The sequence below is a fragment of the Paenibacillus sp. J31R122 genome, from assembly GCF_056269185.1.
In genome coordinates this window covers 1-17,861 of the sequence record NZ_JBWDNM010000022.1, presented here as the reverse complement: position 1 = coordinate 17,861, position 17,861 = coordinate 1, and the positions used below count along the sequence as shown (strand labels likewise).

At 40.2% G+C, this 17,861-nt stretch carries 18 protein-coding genes and 1 pseudogene; 12 read left to right on the top strand and 7 right to left on the bottom strand.

Annotated elements, in window-relative coordinates; genetic code table 11:
* Nucleotides 1-138: 138 nt before the first annotated feature.
* Nucleotides 139-735, bottom strand: a complete 597-nt coding sequence (locus AC0YN7_RS26770) for a TetR/AcrR family transcriptional regulator (protein ID WP_475813076.1) — start codon at nucleotides 733-735, stop codon at nucleotides 139-141.
* 149 nt (nucleotides 736-884) lie between these two features.
* On the bottom strand, nucleotides 885-1,376 hold the full coding sequence (locus AC0YN7_RS26765; protein WP_475813075.1) for a PCYCGC motif-containing (lipo)protein: 492 nt from the start codon (nucleotides 1,374-1,376) through the stop codon (nucleotides 885-887).
* 184 nt (nucleotides 1,377-1,560) lie between these two features.
* On the opposite strand from AC0YN7_RS26765, the gene AC0YN7_RS26760 reads away from it, so the two are divergent.
* Nucleotides 1,561-1,923 (top strand): globin domain-containing protein, encoded by a 363-nt coding sequence (locus AC0YN7_RS26760; RefSeq protein ID WP_475813074.1) that lies wholly within the window; start codon nucleotides 1,561-1,563, stop codon nucleotides 1,921-1,923.
* 218 nt (nucleotides 1,924-2,141) lie between these two features.
* Here the strand turns inward: AC0YN7_RS26760 and AC0YN7_RS26755 are convergent, their stop codons facing one another.
* Nucleotides 2,142-3,110, bottom strand: a complete 969-nt coding sequence (locus tag AC0YN7_RS26755) for a metallophosphoesterase family protein (RefSeq protein WP_475813073.1) — start codon at nucleotides 3,108-3,110, stop codon at nucleotides 2,142-2,144.
* Between the two features lie 278 nt (nucleotides 3,111-3,388).
* On the opposite strand from AC0YN7_RS26755, the gene AC0YN7_RS26750 reads away from it, so the two are divergent.
* Entirely contained in the window at nucleotides 3,389-3,589 is a 201-nt protein-coding gene (locus AC0YN7_RS26750) for a cold-shock protein (protein WP_475813072.1), read from the top strand.
* 310 nt (nucleotides 3,590-3,899) lie between these two features.
* On the opposite strand, the gene AC0YN7_RS26745 is transcribed toward AC0YN7_RS26750, so the two are convergent.
* On the bottom strand, nucleotides 3,900-4,322 hold the full coding sequence (locus AC0YN7_RS26745; RefSeq protein WP_475813071.1) for a hypothetical protein: 423 nt from the start codon (nucleotides 4,320-4,322) through the stop codon (nucleotides 3,900-3,902).
* Between the two features lie 416 nt (nucleotides 4,323-4,738).
* Between AC0YN7_RS26745 and AC0YN7_RS26740 the strand changes: the two genes are divergently transcribed.
* Nucleotides 4,739-6,604 carry an assimilatory sulfite reductase (NADPH) flavoprotein subunit gene (locus tag AC0YN7_RS26740; protein ID WP_475813070.1) on the top strand — a complete coding sequence of 622 codons (1,866 nt, stop codon included), beginning with the start codon at nucleotides 4,739-4,741 and terminating at the stop codon, nucleotides 6,602-6,604.
* Between the two features lie 49 nt (nucleotides 6,605-6,653).
* The gene (cysI, locus tag AC0YN7_RS26735) at nucleotides 6,654-8,378 is read left to right on the top strand and encodes an assimilatory sulfite reductase (NADPH) hemoprotein subunit (RefSeq protein WP_475813069.1); all 1,725 of its coding nucleotides are present in this window, start codon (nucleotides 6,654-6,656) and stop codon (nucleotides 8,376-8,378) included.
* 110 nt (nucleotides 8,379-8,488) lie between these two features.
* On the opposite strand, the gene AC0YN7_RS26730 is transcribed toward cysI, so the two are convergent.
* The gene (locus AC0YN7_RS26730; protein WP_475813068.1) at nucleotides 8,489-8,917 is read right to left on the bottom strand and encodes a VOC family protein; all 429 of its coding nucleotides are present in this window, start codon (nucleotides 8,915-8,917) and stop codon (nucleotides 8,489-8,491) included.
* 169 nt (nucleotides 8,918-9,086) lie between these two features.
* Here AC0YN7_RS26730 and AC0YN7_RS26725 point away from each other — a divergent pair, with 169 nt between their 5' ends.
* Entirely contained in the window at nucleotides 9,087-10,139 is a 1,053-nt protein-coding gene (locus AC0YN7_RS26725) for an acyltransferase (protein WP_475813067.1), read from the top strand.
* A gap of 109 nt (nucleotides 10,140-10,248) precedes the next feature.
* On the opposite strand, the gene AC0YN7_RS26720 is transcribed toward AC0YN7_RS26725, so the two are convergent.
* On the bottom strand, nucleotides 10,249-11,940 hold the full coding sequence (locus AC0YN7_RS26720) for a methyl-accepting chemotaxis protein (protein WP_475813066.1): 1,692 nt from the start codon (nucleotides 11,938-11,940) through the stop codon (nucleotides 10,249-10,251).
* Nucleotides 11,941-12,111: 171 nt separating this feature from the next.
* On the opposite strand from AC0YN7_RS26720, the gene AC0YN7_RS26715 reads away from it, so the two are divergent.
* The 6 genes from AC0YN7_RS26715 to AC0YN7_RS26690 all read left to right on the top strand — a co-directional run bounded on the left by AC0YN7_RS26715 (nucleotide 12,112) and on the right by AC0YN7_RS26690 (nucleotide 16,845).
* Nucleotides 12,112-13,287, top strand: coding sequence for a MalY/PatB family protein (locus tag AC0YN7_RS26715; RefSeq protein ID WP_475813128.1), 1,176 nt, complete (start codon nucleotides 12,112-12,114; stop codon nucleotides 13,285-13,287).
* A gap of 151 nt (nucleotides 13,288-13,438) precedes the next feature.
* Complete coding sequence (locus AC0YN7_RS26710; RefSeq protein ID WP_475813065.1) at nucleotides 13,439-14,461, top strand: NADP-dependent oxidoreductase; 1,023 nt, start codon at nucleotides 13,439-13,441, stop codon at nucleotides 14,459-14,461.
* Between the two features lie 410 nt (nucleotides 14,462-14,871).
* Nucleotides 14,872-15,069, top strand: coding sequence for a helix-hairpin-helix domain-containing protein (locus AC0YN7_RS26705; protein ID WP_475813127.1), 198 nt, complete (start codon nucleotides 14,872-14,874; stop codon nucleotides 15,067-15,069).
* Between the two features lie 17 nt (nucleotides 15,070-15,086).
* Nucleotides 15,087-15,809, top strand: a complete 723-nt coding sequence (locus tag AC0YN7_RS26700) for an alpha/beta fold hydrolase (protein WP_475813064.1) — start codon at nucleotides 15,087-15,089, stop codon at nucleotides 15,807-15,809.
* 45 nt (nucleotides 15,810-15,854) lie between these two features.
* Nucleotides 15,855-16,244: a zinc ribbon domain-containing protein gene (locus AC0YN7_RS26695; RefSeq protein WP_475813063.1), complete on the top strand. Its 390-nt coding sequence runs from the start codon at nucleotides 15,855-15,857 to the stop codon at nucleotides 16,242-16,244.
* Nucleotides 16,245-16,305: 61 nt separating this feature from the next.
* Complete coding sequence (locus AC0YN7_RS26690; protein WP_475813062.1) at nucleotides 16,306-16,845, top strand: DUF1697 domain-containing protein; 540 nt, start codon at nucleotides 16,306-16,308, stop codon at nucleotides 16,843-16,845.
* Between the two features lie 470 nt (nucleotides 16,846-17,315).
* On the opposite strand, the gene AC0YN7_RS26685 is transcribed toward AC0YN7_RS26690, so the two are convergent.
* On the bottom strand, nucleotides 17,316-17,468 hold the full coding sequence (locus AC0YN7_RS26685) for a hypothetical protein (RefSeq protein WP_475813061.1): 153 nt from the start codon (nucleotides 17,466-17,468) through the stop codon (nucleotides 17,316-17,318).
* 101 nt (nucleotides 17,469-17,569) lie between these two features.
* Between AC0YN7_RS26685 and AC0YN7_RS26680 the strand changes: the two are divergent.
* Nucleotides 17,570-17,650 (top strand): annotated as a pseudogene (locus AC0YN7_RS26680) (short-chain dehydrogenase); the annotation flags it as partial.
* Between the last annotated feature and the right edge of the window lie 211 nt (nucleotides 17,651-17,861).

Here is a 17,861-nt window from a genome sequence, read left to right as displayed (position 1 = left end):
AATCACTTTACGATATGGCTATCGACTACCACTTTTATTTTGAGGTCAGGATACTGCTCATCCCAGATTTTCTATGAAAAAATAAAAATGACCCAAAGGAAGGGACTTAAAAAAGTGCTTTCCTTTGGGTCATTTATTTTATTGTTGAACGGCAGTTCCGTTAAGAAATACGTAGATCGCTTTGCGAAAAATAGTCAAGATTTCATTGCTAGGGGATCGTTTGGACATTTCGCCTAGTCCCATTAGCAGCCCCTCTAAAATATAACCGAGTGTCCTGGCGTCATCAGGCTTCAATTCACCTGAATTCATAGCCTCTTGTAGGATCTGTTGGTTGAATTGAATATGTGCGGCAATATAATTGGTCACCTCATATTGAACACGGCTGTTTTCTCGTTCACTGGATAAAAATTCATCCATTGCTTTAGTTAAAGGATGATTCAGATCATTGGTAACAAGATGTTCCGCATACCCATACAGTTTTTCTTCTACAGTCGTAAATAACTGTTCTCTCTCACTCCACTGTTGTGTCCATTCCCTATCCCATTCGTCCAAAATATGCAGGAATAACCCTTCTTTACTTTGGAAGTGGTAATAAATATTTCCTTTGCTGCTTCCAGTAGCGGCTACGATATCTTCAATGGAAGTAGCTGCGTATCCTTTTTGAGCGAATAAAGCTCTCGCGGCGTCAGCTAACTTTTTTTTCGTTTGTGCGCTCTGCAGCTGTTTTTTATTCAATCGTTAGACCTCCTTTTTAGATTCCGTTATTTCGCAATGAGAATTGTCCGGATAATGTATGCCTTTTATAATAAATAATTATAGTGATTATTGCCATACATAAAAAACCACATGTACTCGAATGAAGTGAGTAAGTGTGGTTTTGTTAATTATGCCGGCATTGGTGTATCTGTGGATTTACCATAGCCTGTTTTGTAAGTTTCATCGATGAAATTCCTTATTTCTTTATCCGACATGCCTTCGGATTTCATCTTGACAGAAGTGACCGCAATCTCTAAGCATACACCGCATCTTGTACCATGGTCGTCCCATACTATAGAACCGTCTTCGTTGACTTCTTTAATAAAGCAGTTCAGGTTGCTCTTATGGCCCACACTCTCACCGCAACCGCAATAGCAAGGAATCCATTGCAATAAGTCCGTAGCCTGTCCAGCGATTTGATAGACTAAACGGATTTGTTCCACTTGACCATCTAGAAAGGTCGGCAAGACATCTGAGGAAGCTGTGTTTTCCTGTAAATCGCCAGTTGAATGTGACTCATGTGAGTCATGTGAATCCGAATGTGGCTCTTCTTTGTTAGTGCTGCAAGCGGAAAGAATTAGTGCTGTAACAATTAGTATGAATATGCTTTTAGTTCTCACGGTTTCACCTCATTGAATTCGTTGTGACTAATATAACATACTGATTGAACAGAAATGGAGTATTATATGAAATGTTCAAGGAATAGTTGAAATGAAGGTTTTCAAAATAAGTGTAGACAAAACACTATACATCTTAAACAAAAGTGTATAAAATATATAATTATTGAATGTGGAGGGTGTATTGATGATTATTTTTGATGAGCTTGGCGGGCAGCAAGGCATACGCAAAATAGTGGAGGCCTTTTATCCAAAGGTGTTGAATGATCCATTACTCGCACCTTTATTTCCAAAGGATATTTCTTCCGTTATGAATAAGCAAGAAATGTTTTTAAGTCAGTTTTTTGGAGGGCCTGATCTATTTACAGCAGAGTTTGGTCATCCTAGAATGAGGGCGCGTCATATGCCTTTTAACATTACGATTGATCACGCTGATGCTTGGTTGTCTTGTATTAGTCAAGCACTAGAGGAGACGGTTGATTCGGAGCCTATTCGACAAGCAGTCATTGAAAGATTAAAAGTTTCAGCATACTTTTTTGTAAATTCTTGATTCAATTGCTTTACAAAATATATCAATAACTTAGGAGGGATAGTAGCCCAGATTTTTCTAATCTTGATCAATTAATAGATCAAATGAAGCTTGACGAGCTTAATGCAAAAGCCTATTTCGGGATTAATGATACTAGCACATAAATTGATTCACCTTTCGTTCATTTGGCTTCATTTATTGCTTGGGCACCTTATAAATTCTTTTATAGGGTGCTTTTTTTAAAAATTCGTATTTGTAAAATGAATGGCTTCGTGCGGATAGATCCAACGTTTAGAAATATGCTCTCTCTTTTTTATTACAATCCGGTTCAAATAAACCTCAACCACTAAACTTTCACTTTTAAAAGAAGGAAGTGATTGTTGACCAATAACGTTTCGAATGGAACCAGTTCCTACTATGAAGAAATCATCGAATACGATCTGCTTTGTATTTTCCAAATCATAATGAGTATGGCTAGAAAATAATATAACATTCGGGTGACTACGCAGTAGTTGACGTAATTCTTTGTGTTGAACTACACCACGACTTTTATCACTTCCTTCTAATGAATTAAGAATTGGTTGGTGAAGAAAGACAAAAATCGGTTTTTGGGAGTTTCTATTGTCACTTTCTGATTTTTCTTCCAATCGTCTCGCGAGCCAATTCAATTGATTATGACTTAAATAGGCGTCTTCTCGAACAGACTCATCTAGGTCACGGTAATGCTCACCGCCTAAAAATATAAAGTGATAGCCATTCATCCATAGATGATGATAAGGTTTATCATATCCAAAATGGGCTTGAAACAGCTCCTTAGCTTGATGACTCGTCCAATTAGGATTAGGCCTTAGAGTTGAGTGTTTATATTTCCACATTTGATAATACTCATGATTTCCTATAGCAGCATGTACGGGAGGGTGCTGAACTTTCTTTAGTAAATGTTGAAAAAGTTTATAATCTCTTGCTTTACCATCTGTTAAATCTCCATTAAAAATCATACAAGAGCTGTTAGGATTAATTTTTCGATGATCACGAAGAGCGTTGATGAAATGGATTCGCGCGATCTTATCACTTTCCTGAATATGGATGTCACTCATGACGGAGAAGCTCATTTGAGGATTTTCGGAATTCTCTTCCAAATTATCTGAATGAACAAGAGCGTTGCTAAAAATAATGACACAAAAAACGAAGAGGTGAATCAATCGCAAGGAAATCCCTCTATTCTGAGTTTTAGTGGCAATCCAATTATTATTAAGATGCGCAATTTTGTAGTAAAAAAACAAGGATTCATCATTAGATTGAATTGCCCAAAATGATTATTTGTGTTCTATAGATGAGTGTGCTATACTACGTTTAGAAGCAAATCAAACCTGAACTCACGTATTGAAAAGGGTGATCATTTGTCTGATGGTACCTTTCTCAATGTGTGATTTTTAGTTTATAACGAAAAAAAACATGTTAAATAAATTTTTGGAGGCTATACATTATGGAAACAGGAACAGTAAAATGGTTTAACGCAGAAAAAGGATTTGGCTTTATCGAAGTTGAAGGCGGAAATGACGTATTCGTACATTTCTCCGCAATTCAAGGCGAAGGTTTCAAATCTCTTGACGAAGGCCAACGCGTTCAATTTAACGTGACTCAAGGAAACCGTGGACCACAAGCAGAAAACGTTGTAAAACTGTAAATTACAGTTTAAAGCCCTTAACAATTGTTAAGGGCTTTTTTTCGTTTACATAAGCTACAAATAAAATGACTTTGTTACAACATTACTTTATCTAGCCAAGGATGTATGAGTGGTAAAACATTGGTAAGAGGAGAAGAGCCTCCGGCTTTTATAATTGAATCCTCTATGAAAATGTTTGACGTAAAGAAGGTAAGACAGGGTACTATCAGACAATAATGACTAAACGCAGGTTGTATCTATAGATCGAAATAAGAAGGTTACAAACGAAAAAACCGCTGACCAACAGGTCAGCGGAGTGTCAAGCTAAATGTTAATAACCATAATATTTTTTCCATATTTTCGCTGAATCACCATCATCCCAACAATCATCGTCATCATCATCATCATGGTCATGATCGTTATCATGATCATGACCCCACCAATTGTTTTTATTAAAGTGGTCCCACCAATTTTTGTTATGCGAATAGTCTTTGTCCTTATCTTTGTCCTTATCTTTATCTTTATCCTTATTTTTCTCTTTGTAATATGTATCATTTTTGCTTTTGTACTGGTCATCATTATTCGATTGATTGTTGCCGCTTTGGAATGAGAAAGAGAAAAGCGATAAAATACTTGAGAAAAAGCCTTTCTCATTATCTTTTGAAGCTTCGGAAGATGAAGCAAATGCTGAAGCCGGAAAAATAAATAAACAAAGAAACAAGGTAATGCTAACTATCCTTTTAATTTTTAACATTTCATGTCCCTCCCAGCCTCATTTAGTTGAGAACAATATCGTTCTTTATAGAGAATTTTATAATAAATTATATCATTTGTAAATGAATTGTTTGAACAGATTGAATAGCTGGAATCCAGTACGGAAGTGGTGCTGTGTTTATTTGACGTGTTAATTTTCCAAAAAAAGATGAGAAAGATCTATCATTTTTTCTAATAGATATCATCATTATTTGTAATGAAAATGCTCAAAACAGGGTGAATTGCCCTGAATTCTTGGCATTTGCGATCATAATGGATTAAAATACTAAAAATAACAACTACAGGATCAAAAACATTCATTGATCGTTTCCTTTTATTGTGTTAGTTTGATATTAAATAAAGCTCTATTGTAGCTAATAAATGAAAAGATTTTATGTGTATGAGAGGTGGATTTTGTTGCAACTTCTAGTAACGAACAGTCCTTTTAATCAGGAGCAAGTCGAACTTTTAAATCGTCTTTTGCCATCATTAACACAGACACAACAAATTTGGCTAAGTGGATATATATCCGCTATTCAAAATGTAAGTGCAACAGTGCCGGTTGGTATTGAACAGCAAGCGGCTGCAGCCGTTTCAGAAACAGTAGATGTTCTTTCCCCAGTTAGTCAACCAGCAGGATCTCGTGAAGTAACGATTCTGTTTGGCTCCCAAACAGGTAATTGTCAGAGGTTGGCGACCAGCTTATCTCGAAAGTTGGAAGGGAATGGATATGAGGTTTCTCTTACTGCAATGAACAAATTCAAGCCTAATAGCTTGAAAAAGGTAGAAAATTTACTCGTTCTTGCAAGTACTCATGGTGAAGGTGATCCACCTGATAACGCCATATCATTCCATGAATTTCTGTATAGCAAGAGAGCGCCGCAATTAGAGAACCTGAAGTTCTCTGTGCTTTCGCTTGGTGATACCTCATATGAGTTTTTCTGTAAAACAGGCAAGGATTTTGATCAACGACTTGAAGAGCTTGGCGGTCAACGTCTAAGCCCACGCGTTGATTGTGACCTTGATTTCGATGAGCCAGCTGCTGAATGGTTTGAAAATGTATTGAAGGCTTTAAATGAAAGTGTAAATGGTGCTGCTACAGCAATGGCTGAAGCCGCCATTTCAACAGAAGGCGGGCTAGCGCTGGCACAGTCAGCATATTCACGTACGAATCCGTTCAAGGCTGAGGTGCTTGCGAATATTAATTTGAACGGACGCGGTTCTGACCGTGAAACTCGTCATCTGGAGTTATCTCTTGAAGGATCCGATTTACAATACGAGCCAGGAGATTGCCTTGGAATTTGTCCGGAAAATCATCCTGAATTGGTAGATACGCTTATTGGAACAATGGGTTGGAGCGCGGATGAAATTGTTCCGATAAACAAGAAGGGTGAGGAAGGCTCTTTGCGAGAGGCATTGCTTCATCACTATGAAATTACTGTTTTGACAAAGCCTTTGTTGGAGAAGGCTGTAGCTCTTACATCCAGCAATGAGCTGGCGCAGCTGCTTAAGGCTGGAAATGAGCAAGAGCTTAAGAGCTATCTGGATGGACGTGATTTGCTGGATCTCGTAAAGGATTTCTCACCTTGGCAAAAATCAGCGAAGGAATTTGTATCTATTTTGCGTAAACTACCTGCACGTCTCTATTCCATCGCGAGCAGCTACAAAGCAAATCCAGACGAGGTGCATTTGACAATCAGGTCTGTTCGCTATCAGGCTCATGGCCGCGAGCGTTATGGCGTATGCTCAGTTCAATGCGCTGAACGGGTGCAGCCCGGCGATACTCTGTCCATCTATATTCAACAAAATCCGAATTTCAAGCTTCCAGCTAATCCGGAAACACCTGTCATTATGATTGGTCCTGGTACAGGGGTTGCTCCTTTCCGGGCATTCCTTGAAGAACGTGAGGAGCTTGGAGCAGAAGGAAAAACATGGCTATTCTACGGTGATCGTCATTTTGTGACCGATTTCCTTTATCAAACAGATTGGCAGCGGATGCTAAAGGATGGCGCGCTTACGAATCTAGATGTAGCGTTCTCCCGTGATACGGAAGAGAAGGTGTACGTACAGCATCGTTTGCTGCAGAAAAGCCGTGAGCTCTTCAAGTGGTTACAAGAAGGCGCACATATTTATGTATGTGGCGATGAGAAGCATATGGCGCATGATGTTCAAGCTGCACTAATCCATATCATCGAACAAGAGGGCAGCATGAGTCATGAAGAGGCAACCGCATATCTTACAGCTATGCAGGAGCAGCAACGATACCAGCGCGACGTGTATTAATATAGATCCATTTAGTAGGACAGAGTGAGTGCGAGGGGAGATTGCAACAATGGCAAATGATCAAGCAGTTAAGCCTATCGGCGGACCGCCGAGCGAGGTTGAGCATATTAAGAAAGAGAGCCAGTACCTGCGGGGAGCTCTTGTTGAAACGATAGGTAATCCGATTACCGGCGGTTTGCCTGAAGACGACAATCGGTTATTGAAATTCCACGGGAGCTATATGCAGGACGATCGGGATTTGCGCAACGAGCGTGAACGGCAGAAGCTCGAGCCAGCTTATCAGTTCATGATTCGTGTAGTTGCGCCAGGCGGTGTTGCTACGCCTGAGCAATGGCTAGTATTGGACAGCTTGGCTCAAAAGTACGGCAACGATTCGCTGCGCTTGACTACCCGACAAGCCTTTCAAATGCATGGCATTTTAAAATGGAACTTAAAGAAGACCATCAAAGGTATAAACGATACACTAATGACTACGTTGGCAGCCTGCGGAGATGTGAATCGTAATGTTATGAGTAACCCAAATCCATACCAATCCGAAATTCATGGAGAGGTATACGAATGGGCACGACGTGTGAGCGATCATCTAGCTCCTCGCACCCCTGCATACCATGAGATTTGGCTCGATGGCGAGAAGGTTGTAAACAGCTTGGATGATACAGCGGAAGTGGAACCGATCTATGGTCCTGTGTATTTGCCACGTAAGTTCAAGATCGGCATGGCGATACCGCCTTCCAATGATGTAGATGTTTATTCTCAAGATTTAGGCTATATTGCTATTATTGAAGACGGCAAGCTGGAAGGGTTTAACATAACGGTTGGCGGCGGTATGGGTATGACTCATGGCGATACGGCCACTTATCCTCAGCTAGGTCGGGTAATAGGCTTCTGTAGGCCAGAGCAAATTATTGATGTTGCAGAGAAGACGGTTACGATCCAACGGGATTACGGAAACCGTTCTGTTCGCAAAAATGCAAGATTTAAATATACAATTGACCGTCATGGTATTGAATGGTTCACCAAAGAGCTGCATAGCAGATTGGGCTGGAAGCTTGAGTCAGCACGTCCGTATCATTTTGATCACAATGGTGATCGCTACGGGTGGGTGAAGGGCAGTAACGGCAAATGGAATTTGACACTATTTATACAGAGTGGACGAATTCATGACGAAGGTGACTATCAATTGATGACTGGTTTGCGGGAAATCGCCAAAATCCATACAGGTGACTTCCGGCTTACGCCTAACCAAAATCTTGTCATAGCGAACGTTACCAGTCAGAAAAAGCTCAAAGTGATAGAACTTATCGAGAAGTACGGACTATCGGACGGTGCCCATCATTCGGCATTGCGCAGAAGCTCGTTGTCATGTGTGGCTTTGCCGACCTGTGGACTTGCGATGGCTGAAGCAGAACGCTATTTGCCTTCATTACTTAGCAAGCTGGAGCTGATTTTAGATGAGGCAGGTTTACGTGACGAGGAAATCGTTATTCGAATGACTGGCTGTCCTAACGGCTGCGCTAGACCGGCTTTAGGTGAAATCTCATTCATTGGTAAATCTCCTGGCAAATATAATATGTACATGGGTGCTGGCTTTGTTGGTGATAGACTGAATAAGCTATACCGTGAAAGCATCGATGAAAAAGAAATTTTGGAGACACTGGAGCCTATTATTAAGCGTTATGCCAAAGAACGGCAAGAAAAAGAACATTTTGGTGATTTTGTTGTCCGTACCGGCTATGTGAAGGCTGTTAGCTCGGGTCTAAACTTTCATGAGTAATTAGAATAGTATGAACTCCGTTTAACTTTACTGTCTAAATATAAAAGGATAGCGATATTTTCTATTGCAGAAAAGATCGCTATCCTTTTTATTCTATTTCATAAACAAGGCTACATGAACACTTCACCATTGTCATAATTAAATTGCCATTCAATTCCGAACTTATCTTTGAGACTGCCGTAGCACTTGCTCCAGAAGGTTTCTTGAAGCTCCATTCCTACTGTGCCACCTTCTTGCAATTTATTAAATTTTGATTTCATATCATCTAAGTTTTTACTTACTATCGCGAGGCTTATATTATTTCCTGCAATAAAGGGCATACCAGGAAAAACATCTGAAAACATAACATTGCTGTCTTCGATGTTAAGACGAGTGTGCATGATTAAGTTTTTCGCTTCTTCTGGAAGTGCATATTCTGGATTAGGCGGTGCTTCCCCAAATGTCATCATTTTTGGAGGCTCTGTTCCAAATACCTGTGCATAAAACTCTACTGCTTCACGACAGTTTCCATTAAAGTTCATATAAACATCAATAGCCATTTGCTTCACTCCTAGGTTTTAAATTAGACTTCATGCTAGTATTAGCATTTTCATATTGTATCATTTATCTGGGAGAAAGTATTTATCCCTCTAAAAAAAACCAATACAAATAATAAGATATCATGTAATATATTCGGGTAGAGAGTAAAGCATATTTATGGAGGCAAGTATGGGAAAAGAGAGAATAAACGAAATTAATTTCGTGAGAGCCATTGCAATTTTTGCAGTATTAATGATTCACGCAACCTCATCGGCGAGAGTAAACGCAGAGTGGGGGAGCAAGTCCTATCCGATCTATTTGTTAGCCAACCAGCTTGGTCAGTTCGCAGTTCCGCTGTTTATATTTATTAGCGGGCTCGTACTATTTTATCAATATTTCGATACATGGACATGGAAGCAGGCGCTTCCGTTTTATAAGAAACGATTAAAATATATCGTTGTTCCATACTTGATCTGGTCTGTTTTTTACTATTTCTTTAATCAAATTGTTCGCCAGCAAGACCTGGTCTTTGACCTATCCAAGTTCCTATACAATTTAGCATGGGGCAGATCTGGATATCATCTCTACTTTATGGTTATTATTATCCAATTTTACTTAGTATTTCCGTTGCTTATTACGCTTATGCGCAAGGCCAAGCTTACGGCTGTTCATCTCATTTTGGGTGGTATAGCTATTAAAGCCATCTTTTATTATTTTCATCATTGGGTTGAACCTATTAATCATGCTGCCGCTTTGTTGCCCAACTATATCATTTTTTTCTGTGTAGGCGGAGCAATTGGTATTCTGTACAAATCATTTAAAGCGCGATCCGAAAATTTATGGTGGACGTTTGCAGCAGCGACTGCAATTGGTTTCTTCTATGTGATTTTACTTATTACATCTAAGAGCGGAGTTGTATTCTGGGGGCCGTTGTACGTTGTTCTCTATCAGCTTTATGCAGTTCTGATTGGAATTAGCCTCTTATGGATCGGACAAAAATTTGCAGGCAGCATATCGATTTCCTCTCGACTGTTATATGCATTTGGAGCGGCTTCATTCGGCATCTATTTCGTTCACCCTGCCGTTTTGACGCTATGGAGAACCTTATACAAACCGGAGCCAATCGGGGCGATGTACCATTTATACAACTTATTGACAATCTTGCTAGTTATTACGATTCCATGGGGAATTGTGTACTTATTGAGAAAGTGGAAGCATTCCTGGCTGCTATTCGGAAAATAATAAGCCAGGTCACTCTTCGAGCCTGTTGAGGTTTCAGGTAATCAAAAAGAGTAATGAAGTGAAAAGACGGTTTCAACAAGGCAAGCCTTGTTGAAACCGTCTTTTTAAATTACATTTTAAAGTTATTTACTAATTTTTTTAATTCTGCAGATGTTTCGGATAAGGATTGCGCAGAACGCGTAATTTCTTCACTTGAAGCAAGCTGTTGTTCTGTCGATGCTGCAACTTGCTGTGACATATCCGCAGTTTTTTTAGCGATATGGCCAACGTTAGCAATCGAAGCGGCAACTTCTTCAGTGCTTGCGGCAAGCTGCTCGGTAGCTGCAGCAGCCTCTTGGACCCTAACGGATACCTCACTGATCGAAGATACAATTTCATTAAAGGCTTGTTCAGCTTGACCAGCATACAAAACCCCTTCATGAACATCGGCAAGGCTTTGGCTCATCATTGTGACGGCGATAACAGTATCTTGCTTGATAGATTGGATCAAATCATTAATGTCTCTAGAAGACTCATCGCTTTGCGTAGCTAGCTTACGAACTTCTCCTGCAACAACCGCAAAGCCACGTCCGTGTTCACCTGCTCGCGCAGCTTCAATATTCGCATTAAGCGCTAGTAAATTGGTTTGAGCAGCAATTTGGCCGATCAATGATGAAATCTCACTAACCTTCTGGGACTGTTGTTCTAATTTTAGAATCGTCTGACTTGCATTTTCGACTGAAGCACTCAGTTTTTTCATTTGATCTGAAACTTCAAGTATCTTTTCTGAACCCATATTCGCTTGGGCTGCAGTATGAATAGACAGTTCTGATACCTCTCCGGCAGACTCGGCAATCCGTTGAACGCCTTCAGCCATTTCATCGATTACTCTGCCGCATTCCAGTGCCATATTTACTTGATCCTCAGAACCAATCGCAACCTGTTGAATGGATTCGGCAACATCTCTAGCAGCTTCAGAGCTCTGCTCCGAGCTCGCAAACATTTGTGTAGACGCGGTTGCCACAGAGCTTGAAGTGTCCTGCATTTGTTTCACTGACAGCTGCAAGTTGGCAACTGTTCGATTGACTGCATCCATCATAGTACCAAACTCATCTTTGCGGTTAATGATCATAGGCTTCACGGTTAAATCGCCGGCAGCTATTAGATTCATCGTTGATGTAGCAGCAATTAAAGGTTTAGTTATGTTGCGAGTTAGCAGCCATGCGAGAATTCCGACTACAATAAGTATTAAAATCCCGATAATAAAAATGGTTGATCTGGTACTTGTATATATATCTTTGCTTTCTATTTCGCTTTGAATAGCGCCGTTACGATTCGTTTCAATTAATTCATTGATTACTGCAGTTATTTGTTTGAAGGTTTCTGCAATCTCATTACCTAATTTAGTCTTCTCATCGGAGCTAAGTTTATCCGATTTTATTTTTTCTAATCCATCTTTGAATATTGTCCATGCATCTGTAAGCTCTGCATACATTCTCTTGTCTTCTTCAGTTGTTAGGATATTCTTATACTCTGCGATGCCATCATTAATAAGTAAAAAAAGAGCATCATTTGCAGCTTTCAACTCTGCTACTCTCTTCGCATCTTTTGCAGCTAACGTTTGATTGTGATTATTAAGGAGTTTCTCAATATTTAAGTTCACACGGTCTATCGTTTCAATACCAAACATCCATCGACCCGTAACTTCTTCCGTGAAATTGCCCATCTTCCCAATCTGTCTCAACCCTACTACTCCCAAAATAATTACAAATACAAATACAACTAAAAATGAACCTACTAACTTGCTTCTGACTGAACTCATTTTGTTCCCCCTGATGAAATTGATGTTAGTTCTTTAATACTATCGACAAGTAAAATCAGAATATGAATAGGTAGGTTTACTTTTCTATCAAACTTACGCCATGTTATACTACCTTTTAATGGAGGTTAAACGATAGGGAATCTTGATGCTAATTAAGGTGAGGTGAATGTGATGAAGTATGATTTTGATCGTATTATAAATAGAAAAAATACTCGTTCTTTTAAATGGGACAAGTCCGTAAGTCTGTTTGGGCGTGAGGATATTTTGCCTTTATGGGTGGCGGATATGGATTTCGAGAGTCCTCCTGCAGTGAAAGAGGCATTAGTCAAGCGTGCAGCACAAGGTTCCTATGGATACACCTTTCAAACCGATGACTATGTGGAGGCCATTACTCGCTGGTTTTCGAGACGGCATGGATGGAAAATCGAACCTGAGTGGTTGACTGATACGCCGGGAGTCGTACCTGCCCTGAGTCTCGCCGTAGAATTGTTTAGCGAACCGGGTGATAAAGTGATTCTACAATCTCCGGTTTACTTTCCGTTTTATGATGTTATTCAAAGAAATGGACGTGAAGTAGTTTGTAACCCTCTCTTCATTAAGGATGACCGATATGCAATGAACTACGAGCATCTTGAACAATTGATGATAGATGGGGCAAAATTAATGCTGTTATGTAGCCCGCATAATCCGGTTGGACGAATATGGGAACGTGAGGAGCTGGAGCGACTTCGTGAATTATGTCTGAAGTATGGTGTCATCGTCATATCTGATGAAATCCATTGCGATATTGAACTGCCGGGACATACCCATATTCCGTTCGCTTCATTATCACCTCACATTGCCGAGCAGACAGTCACTTGTACGGCGCCATCTAAGACATTTAACATGGCAGGTCTTCAATCTTCTTTCGTAGTAATATCCAATCCAGAGCTCAAAAGAAAATTCGATAATAAAATGGAAACACTCCACCTGCAAACGATGAATTATTTTAAAGAGGATGCCGTAACCGCTGCTTATAATGAAGGCGAAGCATGGCTTGATGAGCTGATCGTTTATTTGCAAGGCAATGTTGACTTTGCTATTGATTACTTGAACAAGCATTTGCCGCAAGTTAAGCCTATTCGCCCTGACGGAACCATATTATTATGGGTTGATTGCCGCAGCTTAGGGCTAGATACTGATGGTATGAAACAGATGATGTATCAACAAGCACGTGTTGCGTTTACCGAGGGTTCTGTATTTGGCAAGGAAGCGGAAGGATATTTGCGTATTAATTTGGCCTGTCCGCGCTCTATATTGCATGAAGCGCTTGAAAGATTTTGCCATGCAGCGTCGCAACAGTCGTGATATCTCATATAAAACAATAGGAAGGAGTTGCTTATAGGCAGCTCCTTTTTATAATTTCATAAACCCATCTATGTAGCGGTTTTGTTGAATTTATCATGATTAGTTGGAGAACATATAGAGATGAAAATAGAAATGGAGAGAGTGATTACAGATGAGTAAACCAACAATTAACAAGACAATTGTGCTTCGTTCCAGGCCAGTAGGGATGCCCACTGACAAAGATTTCGAGTTCAGAGAGACTCCTATTGCAGTTCCAAATGAAGGACAGGTTGTTGTTCGCGCCAACTACTTGTCTGTAGATCCTTATATGAGAGGCAGGATGAGTGATAGTAAGTCTTATGTCGAACCGTATCGATTAAATGAGGCTATTATTGGTGGTGTCGTCGGTGAAATCGTGGAATCCAAATCAAAACAGTTTGCTGTCGGCGATAAGGTTATTGGCATGCTGGGCTGGCAGCTTTATAATGTTGTGGATACAACAGGTTTGCGAAAAATCGACGAGAAACTTGCACCAATGTCCGCGTATCTTAGTGTTCTAGGATTAACTGGTCTTACAGCATACTTTGGGTTGCTCGAAATCGGTCAACCAAAAGAAGGAGAAACGGTTGTTGTGTCGGGTGCAGCAGGAGCAGTGGGCATGATTGTCGGACAGCTTGCGAAAATAAAAGGCGCACGTGTAATTGGCATTGCGGGATCGGATAAAAAAACACATTATTTGAAAAACGAGCTTCATTTTGACGAGACCATTAATTATAAAACGGTTGAAGATTTGAATCAGGCACTTGAACAAGCTTGCCCGCGTGGTGTAGATGTATATTTTGATAATGTGGGCGGACCTATATCCGATGCAGTAATGAATCTGTTGAATACCCATGCGCGGATTGCACTATGCGGTGCAATTTCATCATATAACAGCACTGATGGCGACCTCGGTCCAAGAATCCAAACGAAGTTAATCAAAACCCGCTCACTCATTAAAGGCTTTGTGCTTGGTGATTACGCAGATCGTTCCAGTGAAGGCATTCAGGCTCTGGGGAAATGGCTTACTGAAGGTAAACTGAAATACGAAGAGACCATTGTAGAAGGTTTCGTACAAGTCCCAAAAGCGTTTCTGCAATTATTTGAAGGTAAGAACCTTGGGAAAATGCTCGTCAGGGTGAATTGGGATGAATAATTACTATTTTTTGTTTGGCAGTATGTTGGAGTACGTACATATCAAGAAATGCATGTGGAGGTTGGATAATCGTTAGAGTGATTCTTGGAACCGTATTGCAAATAGTGGTAAAGGGGAGTGTGAAGTGCGATAAATCCAATCATAGGTTGCCGGTTATGGTGAATGAATTCATCTTGGCCGGCTTTTTTTGTGTTACAGATAAGAGGGTGATATTAGTGACGAGCCTACTTCTTTTTTGTGAGCACGGAATGGGAGCTATCACAAGGAGGGTGTTCCGACTTGGAAATGTTTTGAAACGGCATGGCCTTGCATGAGTTATAATGAAGAAGGAAATGCGGATGTTGGGATTTCATGGCAATCTAAGATACCGTCATTAGGGAGTGATGATAGTGGTGAAATCTAATCCAAGCATGGACTATGAAAGCGACCTGCCAAAAGCACTGGCCAAGCCAGCACAACGAGCTCTCACTCGGGCTGGCTACTTAAGGCTTGAGCAATTTACTAAGCTGAGAGAGTCAGAGGTTCTTAAGCTGCATGGTATGGGACCTAAGGCGATGGAACAGATTCGCAGCGCTCTCAAAGCTAAGGGACAATCGTTTATTGAGTGAACGAGGAGTGATGTGAAGTGCATTCATCTAAGCATGTAGTCAATAACAACGTATTGATTCATTACTATGATTCATGCAATCAATCAGATAGTAAGCTGATACCCATTGTAGTCTGTCCCGGATTATCGGAAACAGCAGAAGAATACATTGATTTTCTTGAGGCAATTCTGCCAAGAAGGTGTTTAGTTCTATCATTTAGAGGTAGAGGAAAAAGTAGTACTCCTGAAAATGGGTATAATCTAGAAGAGCACATTTCAGATATTGAGTCAGTTGTAAAGCATGCTGGGCTAGATTCGTTTCATTTATTCGGTTACTCTCGTGGAGTGGCTTATGCACTAGGCTTTGCTCAAAGGCACAAGGAAATAATAAAATCATTAATAGTAGGAGATTATCCGCCAGAACATCGAGCGATGCCTTATGGCTGGGATGAAGATTATATAAATAACTATTTAATACCGTATAACCGTACCGAAAATATTCGACCTGAGGCTGTTATCGGTATTCAAAGAGAGTCTACACAGATCAGCCTCGAGAATAAATTAGATATTCCGCTTCTAATGGCAAGAGGGAAACTAGAAGAATCTTTAGTCTCTGACATAGATGTTGAGCGATATAAAACGATGAATAGCCAATTAACTATAAAAGAGTATGTTAAATCCGGGCATAACATAAAAGGTACCGAGAAGAAGCTCTTTTACAATGATATAATCAATTTCACAAATAGAATTGACATTTATTGATCGTCATTGGGGAGGTACTTGTAATTTAGGAAGGAAGTGAAGATTATGATCGATTGTCCGTGGTGTAATAATAAGATTGAAATTCAAAACGGTCGATGCCCCGAGTGTAAAAATAAATTGTATGAAGTGAATGAAGAAGATTTTGAGTCTATAAGTACGGGGGAGGGTGCCGAAAATTTCATAGAAGAATTGGACATAGAACAAGAGATAGAAGACAAATTTATTTGCTCGAAATGCACAGGAACTAATTGCTCTGTCAAGGAAGTGGCTATGACTGGAGCAGGTTTGAGTAAACTATTTGACATACAACATAATCATTATCTTTTTGTTTCTTGTACTTCATGCGGCTTTGTTGAAGTCTATGATCCAAATGTATTAAGAGGTATGAAAGCAGGGAAATTAGGAACAGTTATGGATATTCTCTTTGGTGGCTAATCAGAAAAAAATAAAAGGGTTAAAGATCGTGCCGATACGTGGACAGAAGGGGAGGGCAATATTGACAACTTATATTGGACTGCTGCGTGGTATTAATGTAGGGGGAAAAAACAAAATCAAGATGTCCGAATTGAAACAGACGCTGGAGGTAATGGGTCTTACACATGTGAAGACATATTTGCAAAGTGGCAACGTTTTGTTCGTGTCCGAGGAGGCAGTGGAGCCGCTTCGTGAGCGAATTGAGCAGCATATCAGCACAGCATACGGCGTTTCACCTAAAGTAGTTTTGCGTACAGCTGGGGAGCTTGAGCAGATCATTGCAAACTGTCCTTATTCGGCGGACTCCTTGATGGAGGGTGAAAGCATACAGATTTCAGTGTTAACGGAAGCGCCCCCACAACATACAGCTGATATCTTATCCAAAGGGAAAATCGATCTAGATGAATTCCAGATTAAGGGGCGAGAGATTTATTTTCTATTTCGCCAGAGTGTTCTGGATTCAAAGCTTGCAAGTAATATCGAGAAGCTTGGCGATATCGTGACGACGCGCAACTGGAATACGCTTAGTAAGCTGGTCACACTTGTTAATGGTATGGCTTAGCCAAAGCGATAATTGAATTAGGTTAGTGAAATGATCATATACCAAAAAGGCTCATGAAATGAGCCTTCGGCAATGCTTCAGTAATTTGAAAGCATGGAGTTTACCTTAAAATCTGCAATTAGCAATTATTAGTAGCTGCGGCCCATACACACACTACATGCGATAATCACCAACAAAATGAACAGTACAAGAATAACACCAATGTTGTTACTTACACCACCAACATTTCCACAAGACATTAAACATTCACCTCCTTGCGTTTTAAGTACAATATAGAATATGCATGTAAGAATCTTTATGATTGGATGTTTGGTAGGGTAGCATTTTATTCATGGCATATACCCAAACATCGTGTGGCAGCGAGGTGTCCGCATGCAAAAGACCCATATGATGGGTCTCTTGAGATACTTCTATTTAAAGAAATTATTTCGCAGTCTACCTACATTTAGGTATGAGGTTTCGAGTATGAATTAGTAGCCTTTACCCTGTCCGACGCCGCCGACACCATTATAACCTTTGCCTAGACCTCCAAGGCCACAACTACAAGCGATAATCACCAACAGAATAAACAATACAAGAATAAAACCAATATTGTTTTGAGCACCACCAACATATCCACCCATTAAACATTCACCTCCTGAATCTGTAGTACACTTTAAGTTTATGCTGGCAAATGACTGCCTGACTGGGTGTTTGTACGGTGATGATGTTTGCCTAAAGCATGATGGAATCAGATGAGTCCAAGTTTATGATGGGATCACCACTCTACATAGATGGCGGGGCTGTGTTCGGTAAGAACGCTTGATAACGTCTGCCGTTAATGACAAAGTTAGACAAAAATCCCACACATCTGGTATGATCTTTTCATGCGATGAGATTGTAAGTTATATCTCGTATAGCAGCAGAAATGGAACTAGAATAAAAAGTGGACACCTCTTAAGGGAAATTAGATAATAATCTACAAATGAAGAAGAGGTGTCCGGTATGAGCGAGAATAGACAGCATTACAGTGATGA

Excerpts from the sequence above, each read along its gene's own strand:
- AC0YN7_RS26760 (WP_475813074.1), top strand. The coding sequence starts at position 1,561 with ATGATTATTTTTGATGAGCTTGGCGGGCAGCAAGGCATACGCAAAATA.
- AC0YN7_RS26750 (WP_475813072.1), top strand. The coding sequence starts at position 3,389 with ATGGAAACAGGAACAGTAAAATGGTTTAACGCAGAAAAAGGATTTGGC.
- AC0YN7_RS26745 (WP_475813071.1), bottom strand. The coding sequence starts at position 4,322 with ATGTTAAAAATTAAAAGGATAGTTAGCATTACCTTGTTTCTTTGTTTA.
- cysI (WP_475813069.1), top strand. The coding sequence starts at position 6,654 with ATGGCAAATGATCAAGCAGTTAAGCCTATCGGCGGACCGCCGAGCGAG.
- AC0YN7_RS26730 (WP_475813068.1), bottom strand. The coding sequence starts at position 8,917 with ATGGCTATTGATGTTTATATGAACTTTAATGGAAACTGTCGTGAAGCA.
- AC0YN7_RS26725 (WP_475813067.1), top strand. The coding sequence starts at position 9,087 with ATGGGAAAAGAGAGAATAAACGAAATTAATTTCGTGAGAGCCATTGCA.
- AC0YN7_RS26720 (WP_475813066.1), bottom strand. The coding sequence starts at position 11,940 with ATGAGTTCAGTCAGAAGCAAGTTAGTAGGTTCATTTTTAGTTGTATTT.
- AC0YN7_RS26715 (WP_475813128.1), top strand. The coding sequence starts at position 12,112 with ATGAAGTATGATTTTGATCGTATTATAAATAGAAAAAATACTCGTTCT.
- AC0YN7_RS26710 (WP_475813065.1), top strand. The coding sequence starts at position 13,439 with ATGAGTAAACCAACAATTAACAAGACAATTGTGCTTCGTTCCAGGCCA.
- AC0YN7_RS26705 (WP_475813127.1), top strand. The coding sequence starts at position 14,872 with ATGGACTATGAAAGCGACCTGCCAAAAGCACTGGCCAAGCCAGCACAA.
- AC0YN7_RS26695 (WP_475813063.1), top strand. The coding sequence starts at position 15,855 with ATGATCGATTGTCCGTGGTGTAATAATAAGATTGAAATTCAAAACGGT.
- AC0YN7_RS26685 (WP_475813061.1), bottom strand. The coding sequence starts at position 17,468 with ATGGGTGGATATGTTGGTGGTGCTCAAAACAATATTGGTTTTATTCTT.